We start from the raw sequence: 16301 nt of genomic DNA, 5'->3' as shown, positions 1-16301 counted from the left end.
AGCAGAAGCGATTGCTGCACTAGGGTATGCACTCGCCCAGATATCGGGTCCGACGATGGCAGCTTGGATTCGTGGGATGAGTACCTCGAGGCGAATGCTGGCGTACTGCAATATTGATTATGGAGTGGTGCCAACATTTTGGCACCCATTCCCTCTCGGTAGGATGAAGAATGGACGCTTTCACACTGAATCCTGTCTTAAAGATAAAAGACAGCGTGGATGTTTACGTGTCTATGACTGAAACTGATGTTTGTACCATTCAGTTTTATCATATTAACACTAGGCAAAAGCTATCTATCCAGATTGATCCTGCTTTCAGCGAATTATTGTCAGTCTTTGATGGAATTCATTCGCTTTCCACCCATTTAGAACGCCTTGATTTTGAGTTGGATGCCGACGAATTAAAATCGACGTTGCAATACTTGATCGACAATGGCGTGCTAGAGCATCCATCTCATATAGACCAGAACTCTCGATACTCAAGGCAGATTAATTTTCTGTCGGATTGGATTTTTGGAGTGCCTGCAGAAGTTGCTCATAAGCGAATTTTGGATACCCACTGCGTTATTTTTGGGATTGGTGCAATTGGCTCTTCAATTGCCATCAGCTTAGCCAGAGCAGGCGTTTCAAAGCTCACGCTTGTAGACAATAAAAAACTTGAACAGCACTCTTCCGAAAGACATCCGTATTTTTCAAAGTCGGAATTAGGGCAGCCGAAAGTTCATGCCCTAAAACGCTACCTTCTCAGAATAAATTCAGAAATTGATGTAATTGGCATACAGGACAAACTATTGCCGCTCACTGATCTTTCTGGCCTTGTAGATGACGCCTCGTTAGTTGTTAATACGGCAGACGAACCGTATATCGGCCATACATCAGCCAAGCTCGGGCGATATTTATGGAGAAAAAACATTCCTCTCTATGTAGCGGGAGGCTTTGACGCGCACCTAATGAGCACGGGAGACTTTTATATTCCCGGCGAGTCCAATTGTGTTGATTGCTCTACTAATTTCTTTACCGTAGCGTTAGCGGATTGGAAGCCGTCCTATAAGATACATGAATCTAGCATCACGAAAACTCATGTTATCGGAGGTAGTGGTGGGCTTTACAGCATGTCACTCTTTTCAGCGTCGTACGGCTGCGTGCAACTACTGAATTACATTGCTGGCGGCAATGCCTATAAGTCGAGACTTTCTAAGCGAGGAGAGTTTATGACTGGAAAAGGTGAAATTGAATGGATTGAAATTCCAGCTAGGGATGTTTGCGATGTCTGTGGAAAATAAAGTTTATAGGCTTAGAAGCTGCATTGCATTAGTGCGTCGCGGTGCGCTTATTGAGTTTTTCGATAGTAATCTAAGAGTTGGATTTTCACTCGATCTCAAGTACTCAAACATCGTTGAATTACTTCAGCAATTTGATGGCTTGATGACAGTGGCGTCAATCGGTGCTCTATACCCCGAAGTACTGCTTAACGAGCTTAGTGATCTAGTTGAATTTCTTCATTCAAAGTATGTACTGATTGAGATTGATGAAGAATATGAACAGTCGAGCCTGCACTCATTTCCTAGACTAATAAATACACTTGAGAGTTATTTCCACTCTACTTCAGCCATCAACAATTCACTCCGGAAAGGATGGAGTGGAAATGTGCTAATTGTGGGGCTTGGTGCAGTAGGCACATGGGTTTTACATAGCTTGGTCAAGGCAGGCGTAAAGAACATTACTGTTATGGATGATGATATTGTTGAGGAATCCAACCTCCATAGACAGGATCTTTTTTTTGAGGCAGATATTGGGACTCCAAAGGTGTCCGCAGCTTATAACAATATAAAAACCTCATATGGAACCGGACTATATACATATATCAAAAAAATGCAGTCCGTTGAAGACTTTGAGCAACTTCCATGTATACCTGACATGATTATAAATTGCGCAGATTATCCAAGCGTTGACCACACGTCCAAGATTGTTTCCGACTTCTGCCTGAAGAATAGAATATCGCATATCATTGGAGGAGGTTATAATCTGCATCTAACGCTAGTCGGCCAAGTCGTAATCCCCGGAGTTACAGCTTGCTTTCATTGCTTTGATAAGGTTCTCACTCCAATCAATGCCGCAGAGCTATTTGGTGTCAAAAAGCTTAACAGGAAGTACAGGAAAATAGGAAGTCTGGGGCCTCTGTGCAGCATTTCTGCATCGATTACAGCTACAGAAGCAATAAAATTAATTTTTGGAGTCCCGTTAGAATTTATGGGCGTGATAAATAAGCGTCTAGAATTTAACCTTAAAGATTTTGATTTTGGTGCATTTTCTGTCCAGAGAAATGTAGATTGCGAATATTGCTCTTAGTCCATTGCAACCACTTCACGCTACAAGCTCCATCTACAGTTAGCCGCATAAGTCCGACTGACAGACTCACCAGATAAATGTCTTTTGACTGAAACCAGGGTACTTTTAGAGATAGCGTCATTTTTCTTACGAGCATTTATTGAATGAAATCAATATATTGGAATACGATTTGACTCCTGGTGCCGCACCATACAAAACGAAGCCCTCGCAGAAACGTGAGAGCCTTGTAGTTTCCGCAAGCCCTCTTTTTCCACACATTGCAATCCGGAAGCCTCGTGTGCCATCCAATCCACCGACGATCAGCGTGGCATGCTCTCGCGCCTTCTCACCTCAGCCAGCGCCTTTCGCTAGCAATCAAGCTTTTATAGAAAATTATGGCTAGCCAATAATTATGCCGCTCCCATAAAACCAATAATTATCCAGTCAATTCCTGCTCTTAACCCAGCAGGCGTCTAACCAATCCATTTTCCCGATTGCTCCCCACGCCCCACCACGCTACCCTCCCTCCTGTCGCTGCCAATTCAGCGACCGGGCCTGATAACCCGGCAAGATGCAGGCGCACACCAAGCGCCCCCAAAACCCGATTTGCAGGCGTTTTTTTTTCGCCTCAAAATTCGTGCAATGGCGGCTGTGCGTGGGAGACCTTCGGGTCTGCCGGGTTCCTGTATCTCCGGTTTATCAGCCTGCGCACAGCTGCCACCCAATTCGCCTGATAACGAATGTGGTAGCTCTCACTTGATACGGGAGTTTTACCGATGACCGTTACAAATGCGTCTGCGTTAACCACCCTCGGCGTCACCCCCTTTTCCTTTCACTCCGACCAACCTCTGTTCCGCGTCAACAGCGGTGTCTCCCTGCATGAAGCCTTGCATCACGTTTCCGACCTGCTCCATCTCGCCAAGCTGCTCGCGGAAGATGCGGCGATGGCGCAGGACACGGACCGTTATGCCTGGGCGTCGCATTATTTGCAGGAGATGAGCAAGGCGGTGATTGATGATGTGGTGAAGGTGTTGGAGTCGCCAGGGAATGTTGAGCAATAAAGAAGTCGTGTGGTGCGCGGGCTGACGTCATCGCGGGCAAGCCCAGCTCCCACAAAGGAAAGCCCTGACCTGAATAGGTCGGGGCTTTTTTACGAGTGGCGATCCGTACGTCGGGCGCTATATGGCAATTAGCCACTTTTCCATTTGACACTCCCTCCCACTCCGGTTAAAAACCCCGCCTTGCTTGTGCCTTTAATCGAGACATGGATGTTGTCGAACCCTCCGCTGTTCAAATACCGCCGCTATTGGCTGGCGGTCATCATCGTGTTGCTGGCGATTCTTGATCCTTTCGGCCTGGCCAGTTCCAGCGACAAGGCGTCGGCGCAGTGGCTCAATCGCATGTTCGCCAGTCACTACCCGAGCCTTGGGCAGCAGCGGGTGGCGGTGGTGTTGATCGATGATGCCTACCTGATGCGCAACAACAGTTCGTGGCCCATGCCTTATGGCGAGCAGAGCAAGTTGTTCAAGCGCCTGCTGGCTTACAAGCCTCAAGCGGTGTTTGTGGATTTGCTGTACAGCCATGACCACTCGTTGGGCGACCCGGCGCGGGGCAGTCAGTTGCTGGCGAATGTGTTTGAGCGTTATCAACGCCAGGGCATCCCGCTGTGGTTGGCCAATACCGGGTTGACGCGCGCAGAGGCGGGCCAGGCCAATACGCTGGCGCCTTTTATGCAGGTCAGCCGCCCAGCCCTGGTGGTGTGGGAAGGGGTGGATGACAAGTATCCACTGGCCAAGCACACCCAGGCCGGGCTGATGGAAACCCCCGCCTTGGCGCTGTACCGGGTGTTCTGTGCCGCGCACGAGTGCAAGCCGCCGCCGGTGGATGCGCAAACCGCTGTGCAGCGCCAGCCCATCGCGGTGCAATGGGGGCTGAAGCTGGCGCCGGAACAGGCGCGTATTGCGGATATCAGCCACTGCGCGCCCGCGCGGCATTTTTTGCTGGACGGGGTGGCGCAGTTCTTTCAGGCCGTGTTCTGGAAGCTTGATGACTCGGCCCAGGCGCGGTGCCCTTATACGCTGACCTTGTCGGCCAGTGACCTGGAGGTCAGCGACCCCGACGATCAGGCATTGATCGCAGAGTTGCTGCGCGACCGCCTGGTGCTGGTGGGTGCCAATATCGCGTCCACGGGGGATCTGGTGGAGTCACCGGTACACGGCCAGCTCCCCGGCGTTTACCTGCATGCCATGGCCCTGGATAACCTGATCAATTCAGGCATGGCCTACGACCATGAACCGGCCAATTTCCCCGCCCTGCCCTTCAATTGGCTGGACCTGCTGGAACTCGGGCTGCTGGCGTTGATTGCCGTGCTCAAGGCGCTGCACGCACGGCGCCTGGCGGGCCATCGCACCTGGAGCCGTTGGCGGCGCCAGGAAATCTGGTTTTTTACCTCGCCGTGCCCGTCGTGGCTGTTGGTGATGTCGATGTTGGCGGCGGTCAGTGTGCTGCTGAGCCTCAATGACATCACCCCGGTCAACGTGCTGGGCATTGTATTGCTGTCGTTGGTGTTGTTCAGCGAGCGGATCGAAGCTTTCTTCGACCGCGATCGCTGAGTGTGCCGCTTTGCCCTTTGACTCAAGGAACCCAAGGATGAACAGAAGTCTGATTGTCTTGCTCGCCGCCCTCTTCACCCCAGGCGCCTGGGCGGAAACCCACAGTATCCAGGCGTTCCTGGCCGACCCGGTGACGGTGCTCGACGAACAGGGCAAGCAACAGCGTGAGCTGGCGAAAAAGGATGCGCCCACCCAGCCCGTGCCGGTGTTGCAGTACAACCAGGCGCTGGATCTGGTGCAGGTAGAACTGGCCGGCCAGAAGGTCTGGCTGGACACCATGGACCTGCGCATCGAACCACCGCTGAACGTCGTCGACCTGCCTTGCCAGGGCCTGACCAAAAGCCAGGCCAAGGACAGCCGCAATAATTCCACCATCGGTTTTGGTGCCGGTTGCAATCAATAAAAGGAGCGTTGCGGTGAAGGGATATCGAGTGGCAGCCAGCCTGTTGGCTTGTTCCGTGCTCAGTGGTTGCGCGACCTTGAAGGGCGCAGACCAGGCGTTTTTGAACCTGGTGGGGCCTTCGACCCAATCCCGGGTCCAGGGCCACTACGTGGACAACACCGACGTACGCCAATACTACAAGCTCGATCCACAGCGCCAGAGCCAGCAGCGCCTGAGCTACGACGGGCGGGCGGTGCCGGCTGCCGAAGCGCGTCAGCAGAACCTGGTGGATATCCCGATGTTGCAAGGCTACTTGCAGGGCATTGTCACGCGCTTGTCCAAGGGCTGGCCGGGGGAGTTGCCGCCGCTGCAGGTGAAGATCACCGACAGTTATGGTTTCGGGCCATCGGCAGACCCTTACGGCAACCTGTTCGTACCGCTGGGCATGCTGGACAACGTTGCCAGCGAAGACGAAATCGCGGCAATGCTTGGCCATGAAATGAGCCATGTGCTGCTGCATCACCATGACCGCATGGCCGCCTTCCAGCAGCAGAAAGACATGTTCACCACCGTCGCCTCCACGGTCGCCTTGGCCACCATGGCTGCCGATACGGGCGTCGACCGCAGCTCCGGGACGATGAAACTGTTCAGCAAAGACCCGGCCGGCACACAAAAGACCATCGGTAACACGGTGCTGTACACCGCACTGGCCAATACCTTTTCCGATCAGGTATGGAGCACCGCCTGGGGTCGTAGCCAGGAAGACCAGGCTGACCTGCTCGGCACCGACTTGATGATCCGCGCCGGTTACGCCCCGCGCGCCGCCACCCATAGCCTGGAGCGCCTCAATGATTTCCAGGGCAAGCAGAAGCCATTGCTCACGGGCTTCCTCACGGCGCGCAAGAATGCCATGCAGGATTCGCTGCAGCAGTTCAATCTCAACCAGTTCACCAAAGAGCTGGACGTGCTGGTCAAGGACGGCCTGACCACCGGCATCACCGCGACCACCCAGTACTTCAACCGCTCGCATATGTCGGCCATGGACCGCGACACCGAGCTGCGCCAGTACTTGCAACGCGAATATCGCCAGGAACGCCGCGCCCGGGTCAATCCGCAGAGCTGGTCGAAGATGAAGAACACGCCCCAAGTGGCGAAGGCCTTGCAGGGTTATAAGGACGCGTATTTTGCTATCGATGCCCTGGAGAAAAACAAAGTGCCGGATGCCGAAAGGTTTATCCGCAAGGCACTGGCTTCGCCGGTCAAGGACCAGCCGAGTATTCGGCGCACCGCCTATACCGTGCGCCTGGCCCAGGGTAAAAACAGCGAAGCGTTGAAAGAGTTGCAGGCGATCAAGGACTGGTCCCTGGCCGGCCCTTCGACCTATGACTTGATGATCAGCTACCACCTCAAGCGGGGTGATGGGCAAGCGGCGCTGGCGATGATCGACAAGGCCGAACGCAATCTGGGCTCGGAAGAGCTGTTCATCACTGAAAAGCTGTTGGCCAACCAGCAACTGCAGAATACGCAGCAGGTACAAACCGTGCTGCGCAAGTGCGAGCAATACCCCGCACGCAAGGAAAACTGCAAGAAGCTCGCGCCGGTTAAAGCCTGACATTCAGAACACTCCACCCAGGCGAAAACACTCGCCGCCAGGCAATAAAAAACCCCGAACCAGTCGGGGTTTTTTATTGCCTGGAATCAGGCGCGACGCTCGATCAATTAGAAAACGTTGATCGGGTAGTCGGCGAACAGACGGATTTCGTTACCGCCAACGTTGTACTCGCTGGCGTTGTTGGACACGCGCAACCACGAAGCGCGAGCACGCAGGCTCAGGTCTTTGGCTGGGCCGCTCTGAACGACGTATTTGAACTGGTTGAAGATTTCACGCTCAGTGCCACGGCCACGGTTGGTACCGTCGTCGATGTTGGTGCCACGCACGTAAGCAATGTTATAGGTCAAGCCAGGCACGCCGAAGGGCGTGAAGTCCAGGCCGTAGCCCGCTTGCCAGGAGCGCTCATCTTTGCCGTTGAAATCAGACCAGTAGGAGTTGGCCAGCAAGATGGTGTTGCCGCCGTCGCCGATGCCGCCAGCGTTACGGTAGCCGCCGTACAGGTAGCCGGTGTCGCCGGTGCTGCGCTGGTGGGCGATGGTGAAGCTGTGCGGGCCAACGGCCCATGTGGCGCCCAGGCTCCAGATCTTGTTGTCGCGAGCGTCTTCGTCCTTTTGGTTTTCCAGGGCAAAGCTCTTGTCCAACTTGGTTTTGTAGCCGTTGAAATCAAACGTCAGCGACTGTTGGTCTGGCAGGGCCAGCACGTAGTTGACGTTGACGTATTGCTTCTTCAGCACGTCCTGCATGTCGGAAGCGTACAGGGCAGCCGACAGGCTTTCGGTGAATTTGTAGCTACCACCAATGTAGTCGATGCTTTTCAGGCGGCCGCTGTCGGTGCCTTCCATGCTCTTGCGTGCTTCTTTGGTGAAGTGACCAGCGTCCAGTTGCAGACCGGCGATCTCTTTGGAAACGATCGACGTACCGGTGTAGGTTTCCGACAACAGACGGGAGTTGTCGTACTGCAGCACAGGTACAGCCGGGAACTGATCACCGTACTTGAGCACGGTGTTGGAAACGCGGAACTTCACCGCAGCGCCGCCTTTGGCCAGATCGTGTGGCGCCGAGCCCGGGTTGGGCTTGCCGTTGTCATCGATAGTGCCATTGCCCTGCTTGAAGAAGTCGATACCGCCGGCGCCAGCGCGACCTTTACCACCGTCCAGGCGAATAGCGTATTGGCCAATCACGTCCACACCCACGCCCACAGTGCCTTGGGTGAAGCCGGACTCGAACTTGCCGATGAAGCCTTGGCCCCATTCAGCTTTGTCCTGCTTGCCGTTTTTGTAGTCACGGCTGATGTAGGCGTTACGTGCAGCGATGTTCAGGTGGCTGTCTTCAACAAACCCCTTGGATTGCTCCTGGTCGTTTGCCATTGCTGTCGATGCGCTCAAAATCCCCAGAGCGATCAGACTCATCCGTTGCTTCAACATATTCTTATATTCCTTATTACGGGTTGAGTACGCGCTGTGACACCAGGCTCCGTGTTGCTTTTTTCTGGTGTCGACTGTTTCCCGCAAAAAGAAGGCCCGCGGACGACTGAACTGCCGCGGGCCTTTTTTTTTGGATTTAGTCATGGTGGTTAGCCACAGGCGTTGGGCGCAATCCTATGCGGGCATTGAACTAAGTGTCAATTTCGTGAATCGTCTGTATTTAGGCGATATTCGTCTAAGCAGCGAGCTAAAGCGCTGCGATTAAACTCGCCAAATGTCCCTGATCACCGACAAAAACACATCGAGTAACAAATCTTACGGGCAACGCCATAGGGAATAGATAACACGCGCAAATGCAAAGCATTACCATTCGCGCACTACTTCCCTTCCAGACCATTTGGATACTCACCCTCATGCTTGTCCCGCGCCTGACGCCTATTTCCTTAGGCCTCTCTTTTTTGCTGTCTGTCGGTTTTGCCAATGCGACCACGGTATTGCCTGAAACCTCGATCAATGCCGAGGCTGACGAAGACGACCCACGCGTCAAGGAGACTAGCACCGCCACTCGCACCACCACATCCGTGCGCTACGTGCCCCAGGCCATCGACTCCGTGAAGACCGAAAGCCTGCGCGCCTACGGCACCAACGACCTGGGCCAGGCGTTGAGCGGCATCCCTAACGTCAGCAGCGGCGCCGACACGCGCTTCGACAGCTTGCGCATACGCGGTTTCGATGCGAGCAACGATTTCTATCTGGACGGCATCCGCGACGACAGCCAGTACGTACGCGACCTGCATAACATCGAGCGCATCGAAGTGCTCAAGGGCCCGGCTGCGGTGCTGTACGGGCGCGGCGGCCAGGGTGGGATCGTCAACCGCGTCAGCAAACTGCCCACGCAGGGGCAAAAATCCAGCATCGAAGCCCAAGGCGGCAGCAATGATTTGCGCAGCCTGTATGCCGACCTGAGCACCGACCCGACTGACACCATCAGCCTGCGCCTGAACATGGGCAACCAGGACAACAACAGCTTTCGCGATGGGGTCAGTGGCAACCGCCAGTTGTTCGCACCGTCGATGAGCTGGCAGCTCACCCCCGAGCTGAACTGGCTGGTGCAATACGAATACAGCCGCTACAACCGCACGCCGGACCGTGGCATTCCCGGGGTCAACGGGCGCCCGGCCGATGTAAGCCGCAGCACCACTTATTTCGATAGCGGCGATTACATCGACGATACATCCCAGTCCCTGCGTTCCAAGCTCGCCTATGAGGTAAATGCCAACTGGCAACTGCGCCACACCCTCGGCGTGTTCAAGCTCGACAGCGATTTCGACAATACCTACCAGACCGGCTACGACCCGAAAACCAACACCGTCACCCGCCAGCACTGGCAGCAGGACCTGACCACCCGCAATGTGTTCAACAACCTTGAGCTGGAAGGTGGTTTCGACACCTTCGGCCTGGAGCACCGCCTGCTCACCGGTATTGAGCTGGGCAGCCAGCGCCGCGATCCGAAGCTGTACTCCGCTACCGCCGTCAATCGAGGCGGCCAGGCCGTGCCGGGCCTGGACCTCAACCAACCCAATCGCCACCTGAGCCACACCGGGCGCATGAGCGTTTCGAGCAACAACCACACCGAAGTCGAAAGTCGCGCCCTGTACGTTCAGGACCAACTGCGCCTGAATGACCAGTGGCAGCTCCTGGGCGGGCTGCGTTACGACCGCTTTGAAGTGGACACCACCAGCAAGTTGCTCAACACCCAGCAAAACGTGAAGAGCCACAGCACCAGCCCACGCGTCGGCCTGGTGTGGACGCCGCTGGAGCACCATTCGTTCTATGCCTCGTGGAGCAAGACCTTCACACCCGCAGGCGGCGGTCTGATCGGTATCACGCCGAATGCGGCAGGCGGCGCCAATGACCTGAGCCCCGAGCTGACCAAGCAAAAAGAAATCGGCGTGAAAAGCGACTGGCTCGACGACCGCCTGAGCACCACCCTGGCCGTGTACGAACTGGAACTCTACAACCGCCGCACCAGCGACCCGCTGGACCGCACCATCACCCTGCTCACAGGCTTGCAACGCTCACGCGGCGTGGAGCTGACCGCCACCGGCAAGATCGTCGACAACTGGTACGTACGCGGCGGCGTGGGGCTGCAGGACGCCAAGGTGGAGAAGGACAACAATGGCTTTGAAGGCAAACGGATCAGCGACGTAGCCAAGCGTAATGCCAGCCTGTTCATCACCTGGAAGCCCGAAATGGGTTGGTACGCGGAAACCGGCTTGACCCTGGTGGGTGATCGTTACGCCGACAACCTCAATACCGTGGTGCTGCCGGGCTATGGGCGCTGGGACGCACTGGCCGGTTTCCGTCAGAAGGAATGGGACGTCAGGGCGGCACTGAACAATATCGCCGACAAGAACTACTACGCCTCGGCGACCAGCGCGGCGCAGATTCAACCAGGAGAGCCGCGTAGCCTGGTCGTCACAGGTACCTACAGTTTCTAAGGCCGAATAAATGCAACCTGTGGGAGGGGCTTGCTCCCTCCCACATAAGGTCTCAGCGCGCCTTAGAGTTACACATCAGGTCACACAGCTCGCGCACTTCATCCTCCGTGAACAACCCCACCGGATAGCGTTCACGCATCACGCTGCGCCAGTCAGGCGCTTGCCTGATCTGTCTCGAGCCGTTTGCCTTCAACCAGAGCGCCAGCGCATGGATCGCGTCGCCGTTGACCCGCGTCGGGTGGAACGGGCGCGTGTAGATAGGGTTGATATCAACATTCATTTTCAGCGCTCTCTCCTGCTGCGTGAGCGGCTAACTTACTCAAGGTTTGTGACAGATCTGTGCAGTCATCACCCTGGGCCACTGTGCGACAGCGATACAAGAGCTATGCCAATTCCCAGTGTTCATTGGTATTCAGGTATAAAAAAGCCCGCGACCTGGCTGGGCCGCGGGCTTGCCGGGAACACTGCAATCGCGCAGTGCCCGCTTGCCATCAAGGCGTTGTTACAACTGCACTCAATTTCTCTGCGGGGCTGGCTGTTGTTGAGTCAGGCAATGGATATTGCCACCGCCCAGTAACAGTTCACGCCCCGGCACCATCACCACCTCGTGCTGGGGGAACAGGTTCTGCAGGATCTGCTTGGCCTGGCTGTCCAGCGGGTCGTCGAAACTCGGCGCGATGATGCCGCCGTTGACGATCAGGAAGTTGACGTAGGAACCGGCCAACCGCACGGTCGGATTACGTTCCTGGCTGCCGTCCACTGGGTCGACACCGGCGCACTCCTCCTCAGTGGCGTACAGCGGCCCCGGGATCGGCATTTTATGCACGATGAACGAGCGGCCTTGGGCATCGGTGCTGTTTTGCAGCACATCCATGGCCGCATGGCAGCGTGAGTAGTTCGGATCTTGTGGGTCATCGGTCCAGGCCAGCAACACTTCACCCGGGCGCACGTAGCAGCAGAAGTTATCCACATGGCCGTCGGTTTCATCGTTGAACAGGCCGTCCGGCAGCCAGATGATCTTATCCACCGCCAGGTGATCGCTAAGCACTGCTTCGATCGCTGCTCGATCAAGGTGCGGGTTGCGATTGCGGTTCAACAGGCATTCTTCGGTGGTGATCAGGGTGCCCTCGCCGTCCACATGGATCGAACCGCCTTCGAGCACAAAGCCTTCAGTACGGTAGCGCGGCGCACGTTCGATCTCGAGGATCTTGCCACCCACTTGGGAATCACGGTTCCACGGCGAATACAGACCGCCGTCGAAGCCACCCCAGGCATTGAAATCCCAGTTCACCCCACGCACTTCGCCGCTGTCGTTGATCACGAACGTCGGGCCGGTATCCCGCACCCAGGCATCGTCGCTGGACATCTCCACCAAGCGAATATTGGGCACATCCAGGCGCGCACGGGCGTTCTCGTACTGGCCGGCGGAAACTGCGACGGTCACCGGTTCAAAGCGGGCAATGGCCTTGGCCACGGCCACATGGGCTGCCTGCGCGGGCTTGCCGCCCAGGCGCCAGTTGTCCGGGCGCTCGGGCCAGATCATCCAGGTTTGGGTCTGTGGCGCCCATTCGGCAGGCATGTGGAAGCCATCGGCGCGAGGGGTGCTGTGCAGGGTGGTCATGGCGATCAGGGCTCCGAATGGGGTGAAGGTCGACTTTATAACGGATAAAAATCGGCTTTAAAAGCGGTTAATCTGGATTAACATCGATAAACACATGATGTAGCCGATAACTATCGACAAGCGTCAACTGATCCATCCGATATCTTTACGTCCCTGACGATGGAGAGCTGCATGCTGACTCAGAACCCCTATCGTGGCGTGGTCATCACGGCAGATTTACAGAACAAAGCCGCCATGCGTGCTGTCCATAGTGCCGCTTGAACAGGCACGATGGGTCAACAGGGGCAACAACATTGTGACGGCGTTTGTTTTTTCAGACGTCTATATCGCCATTGTTCAGGGGCTTTAATCAACCCCTTATGCTCGCGGCGCTTGCGCCGGCCCGATTCACAACTCAAGCTATGCTTCTTTCGCTTAATGTCCGTCTAAGGAAAAGGCCCTCGACATGCGCATTCTCATCACCGGCGGCGCCGGATTTATTGGCTCGGCCCTGATCCGGCACTTGATTCAACACACCGAGCATGAAGTGCTCAACCTGGACAAGCTGACCTACGCCGGCAACCTCGAGTCGCTGGCCAGTATCGCGTCCAACAGCCGCTATGAGTTCGTCCAGGCCGATATCATCGACCAGGCCACCGTGAGCGCCATACTTGCGCGCTTCCAGCCTGACGCCATCATGCATTTGGCGGCTGAATCCCACGTCGACCGTTCCATTGACGGCCCGTCGGATTTTATCCAGACCAATATCGTTGGCACCTATAGCCTGTTGGAGGCCACCCGGGCCTACTGGCAGAAGCTGGCAGAACCGGCGAAGAGCGCGTTTCGTTTCCACCACATCTCCACTGACGAGGTCTACGGCGACCTGCACGGCGTGGACGATCTCTTCACCGAGACCACGCCTTACGCCCCCAGCTCGCCGTATTCGGCAAGCAAGGCGGCCTCAGACCACCTGGTACGCGCCTGGCAGCGCACCTATGGCCTGCCGGTGCTGCTGACCAACTGCTCGAACAACTACGGGCCGTTCCACTTCCCCGAAAAGTTGATCCCACTGGTCATCCTCAACGCCCTCGCGGGCAAGCCGCTGCCGGTGTACGGCGATGGCTTGCAGGTGCGTGACTGGCTGTTCGTCGAGGACCATGCCCGCGCGCTGCTTAAAGTAGTAACCACTGGAGTTGTGGGCGAGACCTACAACATCGGCGGCCATAACGAGCAGAAGAACATCGACGTGGTCCGTGGCATCTGCGCCCTGTTGGAAGAGCTGGCGCCACAACGCCCAGCCGGCGTGGAAAAATTCACCGACCTGATCACCTTCGTTAAGGATCGCCCGGGCCACGACCAACGCTACGCCATCGATGCCAGCAAGATCGAGCGCGAACTGGGCTGGGTCCCGGAAGAAACCTTTGAGACCGGACTGCGCAAGACCGTGCAGTGGTACCTCGATAATCTGGAATGGTGCCGCAGGGTCCAGGATGGCAGTTATCAAGGTGAACGCTTGGGCAACACTGACGCAAAGGATTTGATCGCATGATGAAAGGCATTGTATTGGCCGGCGGTTCCGGCACCCGTTTGCACCCCATTACCCTGGGCGTGTCCAAGCAGCTGTTGCCGGTGTATGACAAGCCAATGATCTACTACCCGATCTCGGTGCTGATGCTGGCGGGGATCAAGGACATCCTGGTGATCTCTACCCCGGTGGATCTGCCGCAGTACCGTAACCTGCTGGGCGACGGCAGCCAGTTCGGTGTGCGCTTCAGCTATGCCGAGCAGCCTTCGCCGGATGGCCTGGCGCAGGCGTTCATCATTGGTGAAGAGTTCATTGGCGATGATCCTGTGTGCTTGATCCTGGGGGATAACATCTTCCACGGCCAGCATTTCAGCGATCAATTGCGCGGCGCAGCCGAACGCCCTTCAGGCGCTACCGTATTCGGCTACTGGGTCAAAGACCCTGAGCGTTTTGGCGTGATCGACTTCGATAAAGAGGGCCGAGCCCTGTCTATCGAAGAAAAACCGTTGAAGCCAAAGTCCCACTACGCCGTGACTGGCCTGTATTTCTACGACAACGACGTGATCAAGATCGCCAAGGCGGTCAAGCCATCGCCACGCGGCGAGCTGGAAATCACTGACATCAACAATGCCTACCTCCAGCGCGGTGATCTGCACGTAGAGCGATTCGGCCGCGGGTTCGCCTGGCTGGATACCGGCACCCACGACAGTCTGTTGGAAGCCTCTACCTACGTACAGACCATCGAACACCGCCAAGGCTTGAAAGTAGCCTGCCTGGAAGAGATCGCCTACGAGAACGGCTGGATCGACCGAGACTATCTGCTGGAGCGCGCCAAATACTTCGGCAAAACCGGCTATGGCCAGTACTTGTACATGCTCGCCGGGAATACTAAATGAATGTAACCGCCACTGAGTTGCCCGGTGTATTGATCATCCAACCCAAGGTTTTTGGCGATGAGCGCGGCTTTTTCTATGAGAGTTTCAATGCTCGTGAGTTTGAAAAAGCCAGCGGGCTGCAACTGCAATTTGTGCAGGACAACCACTCACGCTCGCAAAAGGGCGTGCTCAGGGGCTTGCACTATCAGGTAGAACACGCCCAGGGAAAACTGGTGCGTGTGACGGCTGGCGAAGTCCTGGACGTGGCGGTGGATATCCGCCGCAGCTCCCCGCACTTCGGCAAATGGACCAGCGTGCGACTGTCTGCCGAAAATAATCGCCAGTTGTGGATCCCACCGGGTTTTGCCCACGGTTTCGTGGTGCTGAGCGATTACGCCGAATTCCTCTACAAGACCACGGATTACTACACGCCCTCTGCGGAGCGTTGCATTCGTTGGAACGACGCGGATCTCAACATCGATTGGCAGCTCAACGGCACACCGACGCTGTCCGCCAAGGATCAAAACGGTGCAAACCTGAAAGACGCGGACTTATTCCTGTGACAGCTGCCCTGAAAATCCTCATCACCGGCCAACACGGCCAAGTCTCCCAAGAGCTGCAACAGCGGCTCCAGGGCCTGGGCGAGCTTATCGTCCTGGGCCGCGACCAGCTTGACCTGGCCAACGCCGACCGCATCCGCCAACAGGTACGCGCCCATCGCCCCGGCCTGATCATCAACGCGGCCGCGCACACCGCCGTCGATCTGGCCGAGAGCGAACCGGACGCAGCCTTTGCCATCAACGCTATCGCCCCCGGCATCCTCGCCGAGGAGGCCAAGGCATTGGGCATCCCGTTGATCCACTACTCGACCGACTACGTGTTCGACGGCAGCAAACCTGCCCCGTACACCGAAAACGACACGCCAAACCCATTGGGTGTCTACGGTCAGAGCAAGCTGGCAGGCGAGCAGGCGATTGCTGCAGTGGGTGGCCAATACCTGATTCTGCGCACCAGCTGGGTGTATTCCAGCCACGGCAAGAATTTCCTGCTGACCATGCAACGCCTGCTGCAGGAAAAACCGCAGATGCGCATCGTGGCCGACCAGATCGGCGCGCCGACCTGGGCCGGGACCATCGCCAACAGCACCCGTGTGCTGATCGAGCAGTGGCAAGCCGGCAAGGCCGGGGAATGGGGTGTCTATCACCTGACCGCCCAAGGCGAAACCTCGTGGTTCGGCTTCGCCGAGGCCATTGGCGCGCAACTGCGGGCCGAAGGCAGAGCCTGTGCCGAACTGGAGCCGATCCCTTCCAGCGCCTACCCGACGCCCGCCAAGCGCCCGCTCAACTCGCGCCTGGACTGCACGCGGCTGCAGCAGCAATGGCAGGTCAGCCAGCCGCAGTGGCAGGACGCATTGCAAGAGTGTCTTGCACAGCAGCAGTAGG

The 16301-nt window shown here is 56.5% G+C and carries 14 protein-coding genes; 11 read left to right on the top strand and 3 right to left on the bottom strand.

Going from position 1 to position 16301, the window contains the following annotated elements:
- Positions 1–170 precede the first annotated feature (170 nt).
- The 6 genes from KVH01_RS08745 (at position 171) to KVH01_RS08720 (ending at position 6934) form a co-directional block, all read left to right on the top strand.
- Positions 171–1283 carry a ThiF family adenylyltransferase gene (locus tag KVH01_RS08745; protein ID WP_217881172.1) on the top strand — a complete coding sequence of 371 codons (1113 nt, stop codon included), beginning with the start codon at positions 171–173 and terminating at the stop codon, positions 1281–1283.
- Positions 1267–2349, top strand: a complete 1083-nt coding sequence (locus KVH01_RS08740; protein WP_217881171.1) for a HesA/MoeB/ThiF family protein — start codon at positions 1267–1269, stop codon at positions 2347–2349. The genes KVH01_RS08745 and KVH01_RS08740 overlap by 17 nt, the downstream gene beginning before the upstream one ends.
- A gap of 755 nt (positions 2350–3104) precedes the next feature.
- A complete protein-coding gene (locus tag KVH01_RS08735; RefSeq protein ID WP_217881170.1) occupies positions 3105–3389 on the top strand; it encodes a DUF3077 domain-containing protein in 285 nt (94 codons plus the stop codon).
- Positions 3390–3596: 207 nt separating this feature from the next.
- Positions 3597–4940, top strand: coding sequence for a CHASE2 domain-containing protein (locus KVH01_RS08730; RefSeq protein ID WP_217881169.1), 1344 nt, complete (start codon positions 3597–3599; stop codon positions 4938–4940).
- 37 nt (positions 4941–4977) lie between these two features.
- The gene (locus tag KVH01_RS08725; protein WP_043047355.1) at positions 4978–5343 is read left to right on the top strand and encodes a hypothetical protein; all 366 of its coding nucleotides are present in this window, start codon (positions 4978–4980) and stop codon (positions 5341–5343) included.
- Between the two features lie 13 nt (positions 5344–5356).
- A complete protein-coding gene (locus KVH01_RS08720; protein WP_043047356.1) occupies positions 5357–6934 on the top strand; it encodes a M48 family metallopeptidase in 1578 nt (525 codons plus the stop codon).
- 107 nt (positions 6935–7041) lie between these two features.
- Here the strand turns inward: KVH01_RS08720 and KVH01_RS08715 are convergent, their stop codons facing one another.
- On the bottom strand, positions 7042–8358 hold the full coding sequence (locus KVH01_RS08715) for an OprD family porin (RefSeq protein WP_217881168.1): 1317 nt from the start codon (positions 8356–8358) through the stop codon (positions 7042–7044).
- Positions 8359–8771: 413 nt separating this feature from the next.
- Here KVH01_RS08715 and KVH01_RS08710 point away from each other — a divergent pair, with 413 nt between their 5' ends.
- Positions 8772–10859, top strand: coding sequence for a TonB-dependent receptor (locus KVH01_RS08710; protein WP_217881167.1), 2088 nt, complete (start codon positions 8772–8774; stop codon positions 10857–10859).
- 52 nt (positions 10860–10911) lie between these two features.
- Here the strand turns inward: KVH01_RS08710 and KVH01_RS08705 are convergent, their stop codons facing one another.
- Complete coding sequence (locus tag KVH01_RS08705; RefSeq protein WP_217881166.1) at positions 10912–11139, bottom strand: hypothetical protein; 228 nt, start codon at positions 11137–11139, stop codon at positions 10912–10914.
- A 234-nt stretch (positions 11140–11373) separates the two neighbouring features.
- A complete protein-coding gene (gene aguA / locus KVH01_RS08700; RefSeq protein WP_217881165.1) occupies positions 11374–12480 on the bottom strand; it encodes an agmatine deiminase in 1107 nt (368 codons plus the stop codon).
- A 445-nt stretch (positions 12481–12925) separates the two neighbouring features.
- Here aguA and rfbB point away from each other — a divergent pair, with 445 nt between their 5' ends.
- From rfbB to rfbD, 4 genes are read left to right on the top strand one after another with little or no spacing between them, the layout of a single operon-like run.
- Positions 12926–14008, top strand: coding sequence for a dTDP-glucose 4,6-dehydratase (rfbB, locus tag KVH01_RS08695; RefSeq protein ID WP_056847202.1), 1083 nt, complete (start codon positions 12926–12928; stop codon positions 14006–14008).
- Complete coding sequence (gene rfbA, locus KVH01_RS08690; RefSeq protein WP_217881164.1) at positions 14005–14880, top strand: glucose-1-phosphate thymidylyltransferase RfbA; 876 nt, start codon at positions 14005–14007, stop codon at positions 14878–14880. Before rfbB ends, rfbA begins: the two co-directional genes overlap by 4 nt.
- Entirely contained in the window at positions 14877–15422 is a 546-nt protein-coding gene (gene rfbC, locus KVH01_RS08685) for a dTDP-4-dehydrorhamnose 3,5-epimerase (RefSeq protein ID WP_046070442.1), read from the top strand. Before rfbA ends, rfbC begins: the two co-directional genes overlap by 4 nt.
- Positions 15419–16300, top strand: a complete 882-nt coding sequence (rfbD, locus tag KVH01_RS08680; RefSeq protein WP_318836569.1) for a dTDP-4-dehydrorhamnose reductase — start codon at positions 15419–15421, stop codon at positions 16298–16300. The genes rfbC and rfbD overlap by 4 nt, the downstream gene beginning before the upstream one ends.
- Position 16301: the final 1 nt, after the last annotated feature.

Origin of the sequence: Pseudomonas khavaziana, from assembly GCF_019145205.1 — a bacterium.
In the GTDB taxonomy this organism is placed as follows: Bacteria; Pseudomonadota; Gammaproteobacteria; order Pseudomonadales; family Pseudomonadaceae; genus Aquipseudomonas; species Aquipseudomonas khavaziana.
This window is presented reverse-complemented; position numbering and strand designations above follow the sequence as displayed.